The organism is Nocardia sp. NPDC047654, assembly GCF_043205035.1.
Classification (GTDB): domain Bacteria; phylum Actinomycetota; class Actinomycetes; order Mycobacteriales; family Mycobacteriaceae; genus Nocardia.
Window position 1 is genome coordinate 113487 of the sequence record NZ_JBIDDF010000017.1, and the last position, 16781, is coordinate 130267.

General features: G+C 65.7%; 15 protein-coding genes. 13 read left to right on the top strand and 2 right to left on the bottom strand.

Features of this window, described 5'->3' with window-relative positions; translation table 11 throughout:
• Positions 1-74: 74 nt before the first annotated feature.
• From ACGF7Y_RS30840 to ACGF7Y_RS30875, 8 genes are all read left to right on the top strand, one after another.
• On the top strand, positions 75-1271 hold the full coding sequence (locus ACGF7Y_RS30840; protein ID WP_195065830.1) for a cytochrome P450: 1197 nt from the start codon (positions 75-77) through the stop codon (positions 1269-1271).
• Positions 1268-2512, top strand: coding sequence for an NAD(P)/FAD-dependent oxidoreductase (locus ACGF7Y_RS30845; protein ID WP_195065831.1), 1245 nt, complete (start codon positions 1268-1270; stop codon positions 2510-2512). Before ACGF7Y_RS30840 ends, ACGF7Y_RS30845 begins: the two co-directional genes overlap by 4 nt.
• A gap of 18 nt (positions 2513-2530) precedes the next feature.
• Positions 2531-2851 carry a 2Fe-2S iron-sulfur cluster-binding protein gene (locus ACGF7Y_RS30850; protein ID WP_195065832.1) on the top strand — a complete coding sequence of 107 codons (321 nt, stop codon included), beginning with the start codon at positions 2531-2533 and terminating at the stop codon, positions 2849-2851.
• Positions 2852-2867: 16 nt separating this feature from the next.
• Positions 2868-4421 (top strand): ABC transporter substrate-binding protein, encoded by a 1554-nt coding sequence (locus ACGF7Y_RS30855; RefSeq protein WP_195065833.1) that lies wholly within the window; start codon positions 2868-2870, stop codon positions 4419-4421.
• Between the two features lie 29 nt (positions 4422-4450).
• A complete protein-coding gene (locus tag ACGF7Y_RS30860; RefSeq protein WP_195065834.1) occupies positions 4451-5269 on the top strand; it encodes a mycofactocin-coupled SDR family oxidoreductase in 819 nt (272 codons plus the stop codon).
• Between the two features lie 29 nt (positions 5270-5298).
• On the top strand, positions 5299-6762 hold the full coding sequence (locus tag ACGF7Y_RS30865; protein ID WP_195065835.1) for an aldehyde dehydrogenase: 1464 nt from the start codon (positions 5299-5301) through the stop codon (positions 6760-6762).
• Between the two features lie 51 nt (positions 6763-6813).
• Positions 6814-7155 (top strand): hypothetical protein, encoded by a 342-nt coding sequence (locus tag ACGF7Y_RS30870; RefSeq protein ID WP_195065836.1) that lies wholly within the window; start codon positions 6814-6816, stop codon positions 7153-7155.
• Between the two features lie 197 nt (positions 7156-7352).
• Entirely contained in the window at positions 7353-8051 is a 699-nt protein-coding gene (locus ACGF7Y_RS30875; RefSeq protein WP_195065837.1) for a hypothetical protein, read from the top strand.
• Between the two features lie 870 nt (positions 8052-8921).
• On the opposite strand, the gene ACGF7Y_RS30880 is transcribed toward ACGF7Y_RS30875, so the two are convergent.
• Positions 8922-9713: an SDR family NAD(P)-dependent oxidoreductase gene (locus tag ACGF7Y_RS30880; protein WP_195065838.1), complete on the bottom strand. Its 792-nt coding sequence runs from the start codon at positions 9711-9713 to the stop codon at positions 8922-8924.
• 139 nt (positions 9714-9852) lie between these two features.
• Between ACGF7Y_RS30880 and ACGF7Y_RS30885 the strand changes: the two genes are divergently transcribed.
• Both ACGF7Y_RS30885 and ACGF7Y_RS30890 read left to right on the top strand, forming a co-directional pair.
• Entirely contained in the window at positions 9853-11385 is a 1533-nt protein-coding gene (locus ACGF7Y_RS30885) for an ABC transporter substrate-binding protein (RefSeq protein WP_195065839.1), read from the top strand.
• A 70-nt stretch (positions 11386-11455) separates the two neighbouring features.
• Positions 11456-12250 carry an SDR family oxidoreductase gene (locus tag ACGF7Y_RS30890; protein ID WP_195065840.1) on the top strand — a complete coding sequence of 265 codons (795 nt, stop codon included), beginning with the start codon at positions 11456-11458 and terminating at the stop codon, positions 12248-12250.
• 66 nt (positions 12251-12316) lie between these two features.
• Here the strand turns inward: ACGF7Y_RS30890 and ACGF7Y_RS30895 are convergent, their stop codons facing one another.
• The gene (locus ACGF7Y_RS30895) at positions 12317-13117 is read right to left on the bottom strand and encodes a FadR/GntR family transcriptional regulator (protein WP_195065841.1); all 801 of its coding nucleotides are present in this window, start codon (positions 13115-13117) and stop codon (positions 12317-12319) included.
• A gap of 169 nt (positions 13118-13286) precedes the next feature.
• Here ACGF7Y_RS30895 and ACGF7Y_RS30900 point away from each other — a divergent pair, with 169 nt between their 5' ends.
• The 3 genes from ACGF7Y_RS30900 (at position 13287) to ACGF7Y_RS30910 (ending at position 16778) form a co-directional block, all read left to right on the top strand.
• Positions 13287-14066, top strand: a complete 780-nt coding sequence (locus tag ACGF7Y_RS30900) for an enoyl-CoA hydratase/isomerase family protein (protein ID WP_195065842.1) — start codon at positions 13287-13289, stop codon at positions 14064-14066.
• Positions 14063-15178: an acyl-CoA dehydrogenase family protein gene (locus ACGF7Y_RS30905; protein ID WP_324195978.1), complete on the top strand. Its 1116-nt coding sequence runs from the start codon at positions 14063-14065 to the stop codon at positions 15176-15178. Before ACGF7Y_RS30900 ends, ACGF7Y_RS30905 begins: the two co-directional genes overlap by 4 nt.
• Before the next feature lie 91 nt (positions 15179-15269).
• Positions 15270-16778 carry a class I adenylate-forming enzyme family protein gene (locus tag ACGF7Y_RS30910; RefSeq protein ID WP_393239999.1) on the top strand — a complete coding sequence of 503 codons (1509 nt, stop codon included), beginning with the start codon at positions 15270-15272 and terminating at the stop codon, positions 16776-16778.
• Positions 16779-16781: the final 3 nt, after the last annotated feature.

The following is a 16781-nucleotide window of genomic DNA, read 5'->3' on the forward strand; positions in this document are numbered from 1 at the left end:
TGATATGGCAGATTGCTAGTGATAAGCAACACATCTGGGGCCCCAGTGGTATGGAGGCCGAGAATGGAGCAGTGATGACAGCAGTGCATGCAGAGGGGCGGCCGGATATCCCGGCGGAGCTCGTCTTCGACTACGACATGTACTGGGATGACCGGATCGCCGCCGACCCGCACGAGGGGTGGCTCGCTCTGCGCGCAGAGACGCCCGATGTATTCTACACCCCCCGCAACGGCGGGCACTGGGTCGCGGTCGGCACGGACGCGATCACCGCGATTCTGCGTACACCGTCGACGTTCTCGAACTCGAATCAGCTCATCCCGAAACGGGATGCGATGCCCCGGATGATCCCGGAATCACTCGATCCACCCGAACACCTGCTGTACCGACGTCTGATGATGACCTACTTCGAGCCGAAAGCGATCGCTCATCTGCGCACGCAGGCCGAGCAAATGGTGGATTCGCTGATCGCGGAGGTGCGCGACAAGGGTGAATGCGAATTCGTCTGGTCGATTGCCCGCCCGATGCCGGTCAAGGTATTCATGCAGTTCGTCGGATTTCCACTGGAGCGGTTCGAGGACTTCGTCGGCATGATCGACGCCTACTTCGGCGGCCGTACTCCGGAGACCGCCGCGCCTATTCTGGCCGCGATCGACGATCTCATCGAGGAGAAGAAGCGTCACGACACGGGCGATATCTTCTCCCGGCTGGTACGTGCGGAGTTCCAGGGCCGGTTGCTGACCCACGAAGAGCTGCAGTCCATGGGCTTTCTGCTCTTCCTCGCGGGCCTGGACACCGTCACCACTGGGATGGCGTACGGGATACGGCATCTCGCTCGGTTTCCCGAACACCAGGAGGAACTGCGCCGGTCGCCGGAGCTCATCCCGAATGCGGTCGAGGAACTGCTGCGGGCCTACACCTACACCTCGGTGCCCCGGCTGATCACCCAGGACGTCGAACTCTGTGGCGCCCCGATGAAGGCGGGCGACATGGTGCTCCCGCTTCTTGCCTTCGTGGGCCGGGACGGGTCTCTGAACGAGCGTCCCGACCAGGTCGACTTCCATCGAGAGAAGCGCACCCACTTCGCCTTCGGCAGTGGTGGGCACACTTGCCTGGGCCGTCATCTGGCCAAACTGGAGCTCAATGTGCTCTACGAACGCTGGCTCGCCCAGATGCCGACATTCCGGCTCGACGAGTCCAAGCAGGTCGGCCGGGTGCGAGGTGGTTCGGTGACGGAGATGCCGCACGTGTGGCTCACCTGGCAGCCGCAGTGAGCACGGCCGATTCGTCGGCGCCCCGCGACATCGTGGTGGTCGGCGCCGGTCAAGCGGCCGCCCAGGCCGTCGGCGCGATCGCCGGCGCCGGCCATTGTGGGCGGGTCACCGTCATCGGGGACGAACCGGTCGCGCCGTACCAGCGCCCACCGCTGTCCAAGGGCTACCTCAAGGGTGCCGTCGACGCCGAGCGGCTCCGCCTCCGGTCGGCCGACTGGTACGAACAGCACGGTGTGGACCTGCACACCGCGCAGACCGTTGTGAGCCTCGATCGCCGACAGAAAACCGTCACGACCAGCGGCGGGCGCGTGCACTCCTTCGATGTGGCCGTGCTCGCCACCGGCTCCCGAGCCAGGAAACTCGCGGTACCGGGGACTGATTTGCCCGGCATCCACCGTGTCCGCACCCTCGCCGATATCGACGGACTGGCACCCGGCATGGTGGCGGGGAACCGGCTGCTGGTCGTTGGCGCCGGATTCATCGGGCTCGAACTCGCCGCGGTGGCACGCGGTCTCGGCCTCTCAGTGGTGATCGTCGAGTCGGCGCCACGGTGCCTGGGCCGGGTGGCAGCGCCGGAGACCGCGGCCGTACTGGCCCGCGCGCATGAAGAGCGTGGTGTCCGATTCGTCTACGAACGTACGATCGTCGGCTTCACCGGCAACAAGCGGGTCGAGTCCGCTCACATGGACGACGGGTCCGAAGTGCCCTGTGATCTCGTCGTCGTCGGAATCGGCGCCGTGGCCAACCAGGAACTGGCGGCCGCGGCTGAAATCAACTGCGACAACGGCATTCTGGTCGATCTGGACGGTCGCACCAGCGATCCGTCGATTTTCGCGGCCGGTGACTGCACCAACCGTCCACTGGGCCAGGACGGTACGCGTGGGCGTCTGGAAAGCGTTCACAACGCGATCGAACAGGGAAACCTGGTCGCCGCCGCTGTCCTGGGACTGCCCCGGCCCAAACTCGATGTGCCGTGGTTCTGGTCCGATCAGTACGACCTGAAATTGCAGATGGCCGGCGTCGCCTTCGATCCGGACCGGCTGGTCGTCCGGCAGGGACCGAACGGTTCCGGGTTCGCGGCATTCCACCTCAAAGGGAGCCGGGTGCAGGTCGTCGAAGCGATCGACGCCCCCGCCGCCTTCATGGTCGGTAAACGCCTGATCGCCTCCGGCCGGGAGGTGCGGGACGAGCACCTGGCCGATCCCGAATTCGATATCAAGCAGTTGATGCGGGCGAGCTGACGCCCGCTGGAGGTTCACATGGTCACCATTACGTTCCGGTGGGCCGACGGGTCCGAGCGCACCGTTGAGGCCAAACCGGGAGAATCGGTCATGGAAGTGGCAAAACGCCATGATGTCGACGCTATCGTCGCTGAATGCGGTGGCAGCTGCGCGTGCGCGACCTGTCACGTGATGTTCGAGCCGAAGACGTTCGCGAAGGTCGGAGACCCCTCGGAGATCGAGGCTGCGATGCTCGATTTCGCCGAAGAGCGCAGCGAGACCTCACGCCTGTCCTGCCAGATCCAGGTGGAACAGGAACTGGACGGTCTTGTGGTTCAGCTGCCCACGCGGCAGCAGTGATCGCGAAGGCAGCGATATGACGAAACACCTGCGAAGCGCGGTCCGCCGGATCTCGCTCATCCTTCTCGCGCTCACCCTGGCCGCATGCGGTTCGGCCGAGCGCGGCGTCAACAGGACCCCTGATCCCGGCGCCACCTTGAATACCGCCAATATGATCTCGACCGAAACCCTTGATCCACATATGATCCAGAACGAGCTGGTGTACCTGCTCTCGGCACCGTACCTCGCCTACGACCAGCTGTTCGTGCTCGGCCCGGACGGCGCGCCCCAGGGCCGCCTCGTTGAGAAATGGTCAGTGTCCGAGGACGGCCTGCGGGTGACCATGAAACTGCGTGAGGACGCCAGTTTCCGGGACGGTAGTTCACTCGACGCGGCGGTGGTCGTGGCGAATCTGGAGCGGGCGCGCACGCTGCCCAGCCCGCTGATCAAGTCCCAGATGGCTGCCGTGGTGGGGAGCGAGGTGACCGCGCCCTACGAGGTCGTCGTAACCTTGGGCGGCCCGACGCCGGTCCTGCCCTATTTGCTGGCGGGTGGCGCTGGATACATCATGAATCCGGTGCTGTTCCGCGAGGGCGACCCGGCAACGCAGACTGACGGCTCGGGTGCCTACCGCGTGGAAAGCTTCACGCCCCGAGAGCGAGTCAGCTATGTGCGCGACCGCGACGACTACTGGGACCGCGAGGCGGGTAAGTTCGCGCGACTCGTGCACCGCGCGATCCCGGACGCGACCGCGTTGGCCAACGCCTTCGCGGCCAGGCAGGCCGATATCGGCCAGATGCAGCCCAACGAGGTGAGCAGCCTGACCAGACGTTCCGATATCACGCTGCATCGCGCCGGCGCAGCCTACGCGATGGATCTCTACCTGAATTTCACCGAGGGACCGCTCATCGATCAGAAGGTCCGGCAGGCGGTCAATCACGCCTACGATCGGCGCGCGGTGGTCGACGTCATGTTCCCGGGGTCCGAGCCGCGCTGGCAGCAGGCCCGGGCTGGCCTTCCCGGATTCGATCCGGCGCTCGAGGAAATCTACCCCTATGACGTGGAGCGGGCTCGGGCGTTGCTGACCGAAGCGGGCTACCCGGGCGGAGTGGAACTCGGCGAGGTACTCGTCAGCTCGTCGGCACCACAGGGACTGGAGGATCTTCTGACTCAGCAGCTGGCTGCGGCGGGAATCAAAATCACCACCCGCCGGGTCGATGCGCTGCAGGCGTACCAGTTCTGGAACCAAGGCCGTAATGCCGGCATGATCGCATACGCGAGTTACGGGATGGAGTACAGCCTCGGCGCGTCCTACCGCTGGAAACTCCGCCAGCCCGGCACCATGCCCGCCGAGTTCACCACCCTGCTCACCGCCGCCGCGGACTCTCGCTTGCCGGACGCCGAACGGGACAAGGGATATCGAAAGGTGTCCGACTATCTCGCGCGGCAGGCGCTGTCCGCGCCGCTGGTCTGGGTGAGCTATCCGTGGCCCACCAGCGACCGGGTGATCGGGTTCGATCCCGCCACCACGAACTACAACCGCAACGTCGGGCCCCACGACTTCCGGCATGTCGCCGTGGCCGCCCGCTAGACGTTTCGCACCATAAGGAGAGCAGGACAATGGACTCGAAAGTCGCATTCATCACCGGGGTCGCCCGTGGTCAAGGCCGCGCCCATGCGGTGAAGCTGGCGGGCCGGGGCTTCGGGATCATCGGCATCGATATCTGCGCCGATATCCCCTCGATGGATTACCCCAACGCGAGCCCCGAGGATCTGCAGGAGACGGTCCGAGCGGTCAAGGAGGCCGGCGGCGAGATCGTAGCGCTCCAAGCCGACGTTCGGGACCGGGACGCACTACAGCGCGCGCATGACGAAGGGGTCGGGAAGTTCGGCCGGATCGACGTGCTGATCGCCAATGCCGGCATCACCAGGTTGTCGACCGGCGGAGACCGGGCGACCATCTGGAAGGATGTCATCGACGTGAACCTCACCGGGGTGTGGAACACCGTCGAGGTCGTCCTGCCGACGATTCGCGCCGGCGAGCGTGGCGGGTCGATCGTCATCACCAGTTCCTCGGCCGGGCTCAAGGCCACGGGCACCGACAAGGCCGGGGCGCAGGCCTACACCGCAGCCAAACGCGGGCTCGTCGGCCTCATGCAAGTCCTGGCAAACGAGTATGCGCCGGAACGGATCCGGGTTAACACCATCCACCCGACCGGCGTCGTCTCCGGGATGACCGTCAACGACTCGATGAAGGCGCTGCACGAAGCTGCCGCTCGCGGTGAGAAGACGACGATCGGCGCCATGCAGAACGCCTTGCCGATCGACATTCTGCAGGCGGAGGACATCGCCAACGCCGTGGCCTGGCTGGTCTCGGACGAGGCCCACTACATCACCGGTGTCGCGCTGCCGCTGGACGCCGGCTACACGGTCAGATAGTTGCCCGAGACTTGGATAGGAGCACCCGAATGACATTGGTGACCCCGAAGGCTCACCTTCGGTACGGCGACAAGGTACTGGACGAGGGCAGCGGGGGGTTCTTCGACCACCGGCACCCCTTCACCCAGCAGGTCCAGGCGCGGATTCCGCTGGCGGGGGCCAAAGAGGTCGACGAGGCGGTCGAGCTCGCCGACTCTGTAGCCGGGGAATGGCGACGCTGGAGCCCCGAGGCTCGGCGCAACGTGCTGAACAAACTGGCCGATCTGCTGCTGGAGCACCGGCAGGAGTTCGCCGAACTCGCCGCGCTGGACGGCGGCACCCCGACAAGCTACGGCCTCGGTGGGGTCGACAATGCCGTGAATTGGACGCGTTACTACGCCGGCTGGTGCGACAAACTGTCCGGGGAGTTGCTGTCCACCCTCGACACCCGCGGGCAGTTCGCCTACACCGCCCCGGAACCGTACGGTGTCGTCGGCATCATCATCACCTGGAATGGTCCGCTCATCTCACTGGGTATGAAGGTCGCGCCCGCACTTGCGGCGGGGAACTGCGTGGTCGTCAAACCTTCGGAGTTCACGCCGTTCGCACCGGATCTGTTCGCCAGGCTGGTCCGGGAGGCCGGGATTCCCGACGGTGTGTGCAGCATTCTGTCCGGTGGTATGGAGGCCGGCGAGGCGCTTGTCGCACATCCGAAAGTCAAGAAGATCTCGTTCACCGGTGGGCCGGTCGCCGCTCGACACATTATGCGGAGTTGCGCTGAACTGCTCAAACCCGCGGTCCTCGAACTGGGCGGGAAATCGGCGGCGCTGGTGTTCCCCGACGGCGGCGACCTCGATATGCTCGCGGCCCGCGCGCTGCGCTGGAGTATCGGCGTCTTCGCCGGTCAGGGCTGCGTCCTGCCCACGCGGCTGCTGGTGCACGAGGATATCTACGATGACCTTCTCGACAAGCTGGTCGAGCAGGTCCGTGGCTACAAGGTGGGCGATCCCTTCGATCCGGAGGTGACGGTAGGGCCGCTGATCAACGCGGCGGCGGTCGAGCGAGTCTGCGGAATGCTCGACCGAGCCCGAAGCGAGGGCGCCGGGCGCATCGTTTTCGGTGGTGGACGGCCCGGCGGCGAGCTGGCCGACAAGAACTTCGTCGAGCCGACCATCATCGCCGACGCCGATCCCGAGCACGAGATCGCTCAGGTCGAGATCTTCGGCCCGGTGCTGCTGGTCATGAAGTTCTCCACCGAGGACGAGGCGGTTGAACTGGCCAATGCCACCCCGTACGGGCTGGGTGCCTTCATCCACTCGACCGACCTGACCCGGGTGCACCGGCTGGCCGAGCGACTGAACGCGGGGGGCATCTACGTCAACGGTGCCAAACCGAACCTGCCGCACACGCCGTTCGGTGGCCTCGGGCTCAGTGGTTTCGGTAAGGAGGGCGGTCGGGCAGGTATCGACGAATTCGTCCATTACAAGACGGTCAGTATCGTCGAGAACATCTAGACGAGTAAGTCCGTACCTCGGACATGGGCGGAAGGCGTCTGAAGTCATTGTGTGACGAGCAATCTCGACGCCCTCCTGACGGCACTGCACGGGAAAAGCGATGATGAATCGGCAGGTCCGCGCTGGATGGGGCGGGCGCCGGTTGCTGACCGATTCGGGACTGGTGTGTCTGGCGGTGGCCCAGTCGCCGCTGGGGTTCACCTCCGAGGCGCACTGGCTGCGATACGCCCGCGCGCATCTGACCCGGATCCGTATCTGCCGCAGCAGTCCGGCTACAACAAGCGGCTGCGGGACACGCTCGGGCTGGTCAAGCTGGTGATCCGGATGCCGGCTCGCTCCGGCGATTTTCGGCTCGATTATTGCTGGACCGCGTTGACCGACTCGATCAGCTGACGGACCTTCTTCAGCGTGTACTCGCTATGGCCGCCGCGAACCGGCACCAGAGCCTGGTCGGCGCACCGAATACCCGGTCACTGATCGCGTACGACCACTGACCAGAGCTTCGGACTTACTCGTCTAGCAGCGAAGTGTCGCCGCGAGGCCGACACCGCGCAAAAGCCGGAAATATACCGGATCTGAAAGGAACAAAGATGAGGAAAATCGTCACGGTGGCCGCGGGTCTCGTCGCCGCGGTCGGGATCGCTTCCGGCTCGGCCGGTGCCCAGCCCGGAGCGGAGGAGGCGGTCGGTTTCACCGCCCACGCCACCGATACCCAGTCCATCATCACGACCGATGCCGGATCGATGGTCGTCGAGGACGGCGTGTTCAAGATCAAGGCCGCCAACGGTGACGTGCTCACCGGCACGCCGCTGACCTTCCGGGTCGACGACTTCGAGTTTCCTATCGTCGCCTATATCGCTGGTCGCACCGCCACTCTGACCCCGCAGTTCGATATGGCGCACGCGGTCTACAAGCCGGTGGCCCTGCCATTCGAGGACAAGGCGCCGTGGAAGAACGACTACGACCGTGAGCAGGCTGCCTGGGCTCGCATGACCAGCACCATCGTCATGGGTGCCACCATCGGCACTCTGATCGGCGGTATCGGCGGCGGCGCCGTCGGCTGCGTCCTTGGCGGCATCGCGGGCGCGACCGTCGCCTCGGCGGCGATCGTCGGCCTGTTCGGTGCGTTCATCCCAGCGGCGGCCATCGGCTGCCTCGGCGGCATCATCGCGATCGGCGCCCTGGGCACCCTGGCGGGCCAGATCCTGGTCACCGCTCCGGTGGCGATCGGTGCCGCCATCCAGTACTTCGCCACTATCAACCAGCCGTCGGTCGCACCGGCCAAGTAGGTAGCGGGGAGGAACACCCAGCTCGTGCGCTGGGGGACGACAGACCCCGTCCGGCCTTCGAGCCGGGCTGGGTTCGCGTTTCACGACGACCAACAGCCGTACCGCAGTACGAGTGTGCCGGGCCGACGCAGCTGACGGAACTGTCAATCTGCGCCCGTGGAGATCCCGATACTTACTCGAGACAGCACGTGCGACAACGTTCGACAGTACTGACACAGCGAGCGGTTCGGCATAGCGCCATACGCCACTTGCAGTCGGAACCGCTCTGCGTCATCCGCGCTATAGGTAGGAAGAAGCGGCCCACAACCCGTGACGATTCATCTCGGACCCGAGGCGTCGCGGATCTTGTCCACGACGCCGGCATTGTCGTTGTCGGTGATCTGCCACCCGTCTGGTGTGCACCCCGGTCCGGATGCCGATCCTGTGGTCGCTTGCCGACCCGAAAGTTGGTGAAACGCGAGGTTCTTCGGCCATGCTCGCAGCTGACACCGCGGTGGCTGCCGAGCATGAGGGCATTCTGCTGATCTGTGACAAGGGGTTCGCCGGTCACGAGTTCGAGACGCTGATCAGCGAGTACGGGATCACAACGCTGCGGCCCTCACGCAAGGACGAGAAGGCCCGCTACGGTGAGCCGCTGCTGAAGAAAGGTGCGCCAGCTGATCGAGTCGGTCAACGACACCCTCGAAGGCCAGCTCGACCTCGAAGACCACGGCGGACGCTCCTGCCAGGGAGTAGCGATCCGCGTCGCCCAGCGCGTGCTGGCGATGGCCGCCGCGATCTGGCACAACCACACCATCGGCGCACCGGTCACCCCGGTCACTGATCTCCTACGACCACTGACCGGGCCGGGCGCCCCGCCGCGTGCGGGGGTCACCGCTCATTATCATTCTTTTTCAGCTCGAGGCGCTCGACGAAATCCTTGGCGCGCAGCAGCTTGCCGGTCCAATCGAGTGCTCTACCGCTGGTGACCAGGTGGACGACCGCCGCCGACGGCACCTCCATCTCCACCAGGCGCGCCCGGTGCTCTGGGCTCAGGTTCTTCAACGCGGCCACCCGTTCGGTGCGGACCGAGCCGGGGTCGAGGGCGACCACCGCGACGCGTTTGTCGCGCAATTCCCCGGCCACCACATTCGTCAACCGGTTCACCGCGGCCTTGCTCGCCGCGTAGGCAGGGGAGAAGAGCCGTCCGGCCGCCAGATCATCGGAGAGATCACCCGCTCGCGAGGAAATGTTGACAATCGTGCCCCCACCTCGGTCAACCAGGTGCCCGGCCGCGGCACGCATGACCGCGAAGGTGCCGTGCAGGTTCGTGTCGAATTGTCGCTGCCAGTCCTCCCAGGACATCTCGGCGAGCGTGCGGCCCCCGGAGCCGGTGGCGGCCGCGTTGTTGACCACCGCGTCGAGGCCGCCGAACTTCTCTACGGCGCTGTCGACGAGGCGGTCGGCGTCTGCGGGGATCGAGAGATCCGTGGCTATCGCGATCGCGGAACCGCCGGCGGCCTCGACGTCGCGCACCGTTTCGGTGAGACTGCCCGTCGCTCCGGACGGGTTCAGCGTGCGGGCGGCGAGAACGAGCTGGTGTCCCTGTTTGCCGAGGTCCAAGGCTATCTTGCGGCCGATCCCACGGCTGGCGCCGGTGACGATGACGACTAGTGGTGACATGACCCGAGTGTATCGGATCGGTAACTTCATTTAACCCTTTTGTTGTAAAAAGATCTTATTCATTTAACCTAATCTGAGTATGCGGACGCCACGGTAGGCGCGCCCGGGTACGAGGTGAGGAGAGTTCGTAATGCCACGAATGCGGCGGCTGGGTCTGGTCGGCGCGGTCCTTGCGATGCTGATCGCGACGGGCTGCGGGGGGTCGGGGTCATCCGGTGAGGTCGACAAGAACGCGGCGCTGCGCGCGGCGTGGACGGTCGGCATCACCACACTGGACCCGCATATGCAGTCCTCGGAGATCATTGCCGACCGGTTCGGCCTTTTCAGTCTCTATGACCGGCTGTTCACTGTGAAGAAGGACGGCTCACTCGGGCCGATGCTGGTTCGGGACTGGCGCTATGCGCCCGATGGCAGGTCGCTGTCGATGACGCTGCGCGAGGATGCGAGCTTTGCCGACGGCACCGCACTCGACGCCGAGGTAGTTCGGGCGAATCTGGAGAGGGCCCGGACGCTGGACAGTCCGGTGGTGAAGGGTCGGATGTCGGTGGTCGAGGCCATCGAGGTAACCGGTGAGTACGCGCTCACGGTGCGTTTGAAGCAGGACAGTTCGACGCTGCCGTACGCGCTCGCGGAGATCTCCGGGATGATTATGAATCCGAAGCTCTTCCAGCGGGGGAACCCCGCGGTCCAGGCGGACGGAACAACTCCGTATCGGGTGGAGAGCTTCACCCCCGGCGAGAAACTGGTATTGGTCCGGGCCCGCGACGACTACTGGGATCCGAACGCCTGGCAGATCGGGCGCATCGAACACTCCCAGATCGCCGATTTCAATGCGATGGTCAATGCGGTGCGGGGCGGTCAGATCGATATCTCGCAGTTCCAGCCGAACCAGGTGGCGTCGCTGGGGAACGCGCGCAAACTCCAGGTCATCCCGGTGCCGACGAGTCAGGGCTTCGATATCGCGCTGAACTACGACAAAGCGCCACTGAACGATGTGCGGGTCCGGCGGGCCATCAACTATGCCCTCGACCGCAAGGCGATCGTCGACGTGTTCTATCCCGGCTCGGTCGCGAAGTACCAGTACTACCGGGAAGGTATGGCGGGCTACGATCCGCAACTGGAGAACACCTACGCCTACGACCCGGTGAAAGCGCGTGCACTTCTCGCCGACGCCGGCTACCCGAACGGGCTGGACATCGGCAACGTACTCGTCGACACCTCGACGTTACCGGGCGTCATCGATGTGGTGCGGGAACAACTGGGCGAGGTGGGGATCACCCTGCGTAGTGAGGCGGTCGAGGTCATGCGGAGTTTCCAGAGGTGGCCCCGCGGTGACGATGCCGCGAGGATCCTTTCTGTCGCCGGCGGCACCAGCCCTGTTGTCGGAGCTCAGGAAAACTGGCGAACCAAGACGCGGAACGCCGCAGCTACAACGCCGGAATTCGAACGGCTCTTCCTAGCGGCAGCGCGGAATACCCAGACCCCTGGGGAAGCACAGGCTGCGGCCCGGGCGGTGAACAGGTATGTGGTGGAGCAGGCATGGCGAGCGCCGCTCGTCTGGCAGAACGCCATGTGGGCGGTATCCGACCGGATCAAGGGATTCAGCGCGGATATCGACTTCGCGACGACCCAGGGCCCGTACGACTGGCGCTATCTCACGCTCACCAAGTGAACAACCAGTCCGAGTGAGCGGGCGGACCGGGATGCCCGGTCCGCCTGGCCCGGGCGCGAAGGAGTGGAATATGGACCTGGGTATCAAAGGTAGGGTTGCGCTGGTCACCGGCGGTAGCCGGGGAATCGGCCGGGCAACGGCGATCGAACTGGCCCGGGCCGGTTGCGATGTCGCTGTGGTCGCGCGCAATAAACCCGCCATCGATGAAGCGGTCGGAGAGCTTCGCGGGCTGGGCGTGTGTGCGGTCGGCATATCCGCCGATTGCGTTACCGAGGACGGGGTGCGTGAAGCCGTCGCCCGCACCCGTGCCGAACTCGGCGATCCGTCGATTGTCGTGTTCAATGTGGATTCCGGGCCGCGCGGCGCCTACGGGCAGGTGAGCGACGACGATATGCTCGCGGGCTTCCGTCACAACGTGCTCGCACTCAAATGGCTGGTCGACGAGACCTCGGCAGCGATGCAGCAAGCCGGATGGGGCCGTTATCTGTCGATCGCCACCATGGCGTTGCGTCAGCCCCATCGGGCGCTGTCGCGGCTCGTGGCCGATACGACCCGGATGGGTACCGCGGGGCTGAACAAGAACCTGGCGAACCACCTCGGACCCTCCGGTATCACCTGCAACATCCTCGGCACGGGTTCGATCGAAACCGCGGCATTCCAGGCGACATTTACGCAGAAGGCCGTCGAGCTGGGCATCTCCTACGAAGAAATGGTCGAGCGCAAGGTGGCCGATATTCCGGTGGGGCGACTCGGTAAGCCGGAGGATATGGCGGCCGCGGCGGCGTTCCTCTGCTCGGATCGGGCAGGGTTCATCACCGGGCAGCTGCTTCTGATAGACGGCGGCCGGGTCGAATCCGTGTTCTGATCCCCGATCCGGTTTCCGATGAGGGCGGGGCCTCCGGTTGCGGACGGAGGCCCCGTTGCGGCGCGTTCAGGCGAACAGATCCACCACGGGCTTGTTCTTCAAGCTGCCCTTGAACAGATAGGTGGCGGCCACCTCCATATGGTTGCGCCAGTGCTTCTCGGCGCCGTCGGCATCCTGCTCGACCACCAGGTCGATGAAGCGCTGATAGGCGCGGATGACGCGCTGGAAGCGCTCCGGTGATTCGTCCTCGTCGAAGCTGAGCGCTACCCGAAGATAGAGATGGGTCGAAACGATGTCCTGCAGGACCCCACCCTGAATAGCCATGGTCTTATTGCCCGACCGCTGCAGGATCAAGGTGTGGAACCGGTAGGTGAGATCGGACCAGCGCTCTGGCTCCGGTACTTCCCGGTGCCCCGCCGCGGTGACCCGCTTCAGTTCATCGACGACACTCTGTAGGTCGGCGATGTCCTGGTCGGTGCGCCGGCGGGCCAGCATTGCGGCGCACGCGGGCTCCGACACCATCCTGGCCTCGTAGACATCGTCGATGGTGGTGCCCTGGAACTGCAGGAGTAGGCCGACCGACCGTGCGGCCACGGAGATATCGGGTGCCATCACCTGGGCACCGCCGCGGCTGCCGCGTCGCACGCTGATCAGCATCTCCGCTTCCAGAATGCGGTAGGCCTCACGCAATGTGGGCCTGGAGACGCCGTACTGATCCATCAGCTGGGTCTCTGGCGGCAGCGTTTCGCCGGGGGTGAGTTGACCGCGGACGATCTGGCGACGCAGATCGGTGGCAATGAGCTCCGCGGTCTTCGGTGCTCGCATGAGACGCCCCACCTGCGGAGCGGCACCGGGTTGTTCAGTCATAAAGCCATATTAGTTGAACTTGTTTCCAAATGACGGATCGTACGTCCGTGTTGCGGAACCCATCCGTTAAAAGCGTATAATTAGTTAGCCATTAACTCATGGCCGATGCCGCCGCTTCTCCCTTCCAACTGCGCGGCTGTGGCCCGACTCTCGCCGATGGAGCAGCTCTATGACCGATGTGACAGCCGAACTCGAGGTCGAACGCCGGGCGGACATCCTCTGGATCACCCTGGACCGGCCGACTCGGCGCAATGCGCTAACTGTGGACCTCGTCGAGGCCATCGGTGACGCCCTGGCCGAAGCGGATCGCGCCGGGGATATCCGTGCCGCCGTCCTCACCGGTGCAGGCTCCGCCTTCTGCGCCGGTGGTGACCTGCCGAGTCTCGCCGCGGTGGCCGAGGGCGGGCCTCGGTCGGCTACCGACGCGATATACAGCCGGTTCCACCGGATGGTCGGACTGCTCGGGTCGGTCGCATTCCCGGTTATCGCTGCTGTGAACGGGCCCGCGATGGGCGCGGGTCTCGACCTGGCCATGGCCTGTGATCTGCGGATCGCCAGTGCCGAGGCGAGGTTCGCGAGCTCATGGATCAATGTCGGCTTGGTACCGGGTATGGGTGGCGCGCATCTGCTGACCCGGGCCATCGGCAGTACCCGGGCCGCGGAACTCGTTCTGCTCGGGCGCACGATCGATGCCGCTACCGCGCACTCCTGGGGTCTGGTGAATTCGGTTGTCGCGCCCGAGGAACTGCACACCGAAGCCGAATCGGTCGCGACTCGCCTGGCCGGTTTCAGTCGTCCGGCCGTGCAGAGCAGCAAGGCGTCGCTGCGCCGTGCCGGCCTGTCCGCGTTCGACGCGGAGTTGGCCGCGCTCGGCGCCGTGCAGGGCGGCCTGCTGGTTGGTGACGATTTCCGGGCGGCCACCGCGGCAATGACGCGGGGTGCCCGGTGAGTGCCGCTGACGTGGGGCGCCCCGCGCTCGAGCTCCGGGGCGTCCTCGAACAACTGCTGCCGGTCCATCGCGCGCAATGGGGGATGGACGACTCGTTCGCGGCTCGGCTGGCCTGGCAGCGCCTGCTCGCCGATGCGGGGTGGGCCGCACCGGCCTGGCCCCAGGCGTATGGCGGAAAAGGGCTCGACGCGGTCGACCGCGTCGAATGCGACCGGGAGATCGCCGAGTCCGGCGCATTGCCGATGGCCGGTGTCCTCGGGCTGCAGAACGTCGGGCCCGCCCTGATCATGTTCGGCGACGCCGACCAGCAGTGCTCCCTGGCGCGCATCCTGCACGGCGACGAGATCTGGGTCCAGGGCTTCAGCGAGCCCGGTGCGGGCAGTGACCTCGCGGGCCTGCGTACCCGCGCCGACCTCCGTGGGGACACCTTCGTCGTCAACGGGCAGAAGGTATGGACAACCGCCGGTATGGAAGCGACCCATATGTTGCTGCTGGCACGCACGGATCCGGACGCACCGAAGCATCGAGGTATCTCGGCGATCCTGGTCGACCTCGACACTCCGGGCGTCGAGCGGCGGCCGCTGCGGCAGATCACCGGAGAATACGGCTTCGCCGAGTTCTTCTTCACCGATGTGGAGATACCCCGCGCCGGTTTGCTCGGGCCGCTACACGGCGGTTGGGCGGTGACGACGAAAACGCTGGGCTATGAGCGCACGGGAGTCATCAACAGCGCGGCGCGGCTGGAGCGAGAGGTGCGCGAGCTCGCGCAGACGCTGGAGGTTCGGGACGCCGTCCTGCGGGATCAGCTCACTCAGCGCTGGATCGAGGCCCGGCTCACCGCTCTCATGGGGGCGCGGGCGCTCGCCCGGTTGCGCGACGGCGAGAGTCCGGGTGCGGAGCAGTCGATCATCAAGTTCGCCTGGAGTCAGGCGACCTCGCGGCTGGGGGAAACGGTTCTCGATGTTTCCGGGCATGCCGGAATCCTGGCGTCTTCACCGGCGGCGCGCCGGTTTGTCGCGAGCCGCTCGTCGACGATCGCGGCCGGGACGACAGAGATCATGCGAAACCTGCTGGCCGAGCGTGTCCTGGGCCTTCCTCGGGAGCCCGGGTGATGGGCATAGCGCGGAATCTCCCTCAGCACTTGGCGCGGGTATCAACGCTAAGATATAACTATTTATACTGAATCATCGAATGGAGGTGGCTGTGGTAGGTCTGCGTAGCCGATATGCGACGTTGTTGGCGGAGGCGCCCGACGAAGCGCGGGCCGTCGACTTCGAGGATCGGTGGCACCACTGGGTGGCGATGCGTACGCTCGCCGGCCGCCTCGACGACCTCCTCGGTGACCGGGGACTGGCCGCCGCGAGCCGGGTCGGTTTCGTGATAGAGAACCGCCCCGAGCATGTGGCGGGCGTGCTCGGGCTGCTCGCGTCCGACCGCTGCCTGGTCACGCTGAACCCGCTACAGCCCCCGGAACGACTTGCCGCCGATATCGCGAAGAGTGCGCTACCTGTCGTCGTCGCCAGTACTGCGATCCTGCGCGACGAGGCAATCCGTGCGGCGATCGAATCCGTCGGCGCGGTGATCGAATTGCGCCCGGACTGGAAGCTCGAACACTGCGGCGGGGAAGTATCGGAGGACGCGATCGTCGCCAACTCCGGCGTCATGATCGAAATGTTCACCTCGGGTACGACCGGCCCGCCCAAACGGATCGAACTGACCGATTTGCAGCTGGACCGGGCGGTCTCGGCCACCGCGCAACCGCCGGACAAACGGTTGCTGCGCAGCAGTGTCAGCTTGGTGGTTGCTCCGCTGGTGCACATCGGCGGACTCTTCAGCGTGCTGGCGCCTTTTTACGCCGGCCGGTCGATCGCGATGTTGCCCAAGTTCTCGGTCGGCCCGTGGGTGGAATTGGTGGCACGTCACCGTCCGCGTGCGGCCGGGCTCGTCCCCGCGGCGCTGCGAGCCGTGCTCGACGCCGATGTGCCCCCCGAACGGATTGCGAGCCTGCAGGTCGTGACCTGTGGTACCGCGGCGTGCCCACCCGAGCTCGCTGCCGCCTTCTACGACAGGTACGGGATCCGGGTACTGATGACCTATGGGGCCACCGAATTCGCTGGAGCGATCGCGGGTTGGACCAAGCCCATGCACGAGAAATGGTGGGACGGCAAGCAGGGAAGTGTCGGACGGGCCCGTCGTGGTGTCGACCTGCGCGTGGTCGGTGAGGACGGGCGCGAGCTGGTGCCCGGTCAAGAAGGCATCCTCGAGATACGGACGGCCCAGTCGCCCCAGGGGCCTGGAGTATGGGTGCGCAGTAGCGACCGGGCGGTCCTCGATAACGACGGGTTCCTCTTCATCAGAGGTCGCACCGACGACGCCATCATCCGCGGAGGCTTCAAGATTCAACCCCGCCTCATAGAGGATGCGCTGCGGCGCCACCCGGGGGTCCGCGAGGCCGCCGTGGTGCCATTGCCGGACAAGCGCTTGGGGCACGTGCCCGTGGCCGCGGTCGAAGTAGCGGCGAACGGCGCCCGGCCGACGCCGGAAGACCTGCGCAACCTCTGCCGGGACGTGCTGACACCCTACGAGGTGCCGGTATTCGTCGCGGTGCTGGACGAACTGCCCCGAACACCGTCGGCGAAAGTCAGCCGAATCGATCTACTGGACCGGATCACCGCCGAGATGGACCGGGATCCCGCCGAGGCCGCGCGATGAGAG

What these genes read in the sequence shown, in the direction of transcription:
- ACGF7Y_RS30840 (WP_195065830.1), top strand. Translation starts at nt 75, where the DNA reads ATGACAGCAGTGCATGCAGAGGGGCGGCCGGATATCCCGGCGGAGCTC.
- ACGF7Y_RS30850 (WP_195065832.1), top strand. Translation starts at nt 2,531, where the DNA reads ATGGTCACCATTACGTTCCGGTGGGCCGACGGGTCCGAGCGCACCGTT.
- ACGF7Y_RS30855 (WP_195065833.1), top strand. Translation starts at nt 2,868, where the DNA reads ATGACGAAACACCTGCGAAGCGCGGTCCGCCGGATCTCGCTCATCCTT.
- ACGF7Y_RS30860 (WP_195065834.1), top strand. Translation starts at nt 4,451, where the DNA reads ATGGACTCGAAAGTCGCATTCATCACCGGGGTCGCCCGTGGTCAAGGC.
- ACGF7Y_RS30865 (WP_195065835.1), top strand. Translation starts at nt 5,299, where the DNA reads ATGACATTGGTGACCCCGAAGGCTCACCTTCGGTACGGCGACAAGGTA.
- ACGF7Y_RS30875 (WP_195065837.1), top strand. Translation starts at nt 7,353, where the DNA reads ATGAGGAAAATCGTCACGGTGGCCGCGGGTCTCGTCGCCGCGGTCGGG.
- ACGF7Y_RS30880 (WP_195065838.1), bottom strand. Translation starts at nt 9,713, where the DNA reads ATGTCACCACTAGTCGTCATCGTCACCGGCGCCAGCCGTGGGATCGGC.
- ACGF7Y_RS30885 (WP_195065839.1), top strand. Translation starts at nt 9,853, where the DNA reads ATGCGGCGGCTGGGTCTGGTCGGCGCGGTCCTTGCGATGCTGATCGCG.
- ACGF7Y_RS30890 (WP_195065840.1), top strand. Translation starts at nt 11,456, where the DNA reads ATGGACCTGGGTATCAAAGGTAGGGTTGCGCTGGTCACCGGCGGTAGC.
- ACGF7Y_RS30895 (WP_195065841.1), bottom strand. Translation starts at nt 13,117, where the DNA reads ATGACTGAACAACCCGGTGCCGCTCCGCAGGTGGGGCGTCTCATGCGA.
- ACGF7Y_RS30900 (WP_195065842.1), top strand. Translation starts at nt 13,287, where the DNA reads ATGACCGATGTGACAGCCGAACTCGAGGTCGAACGCCGGGCGGACATC.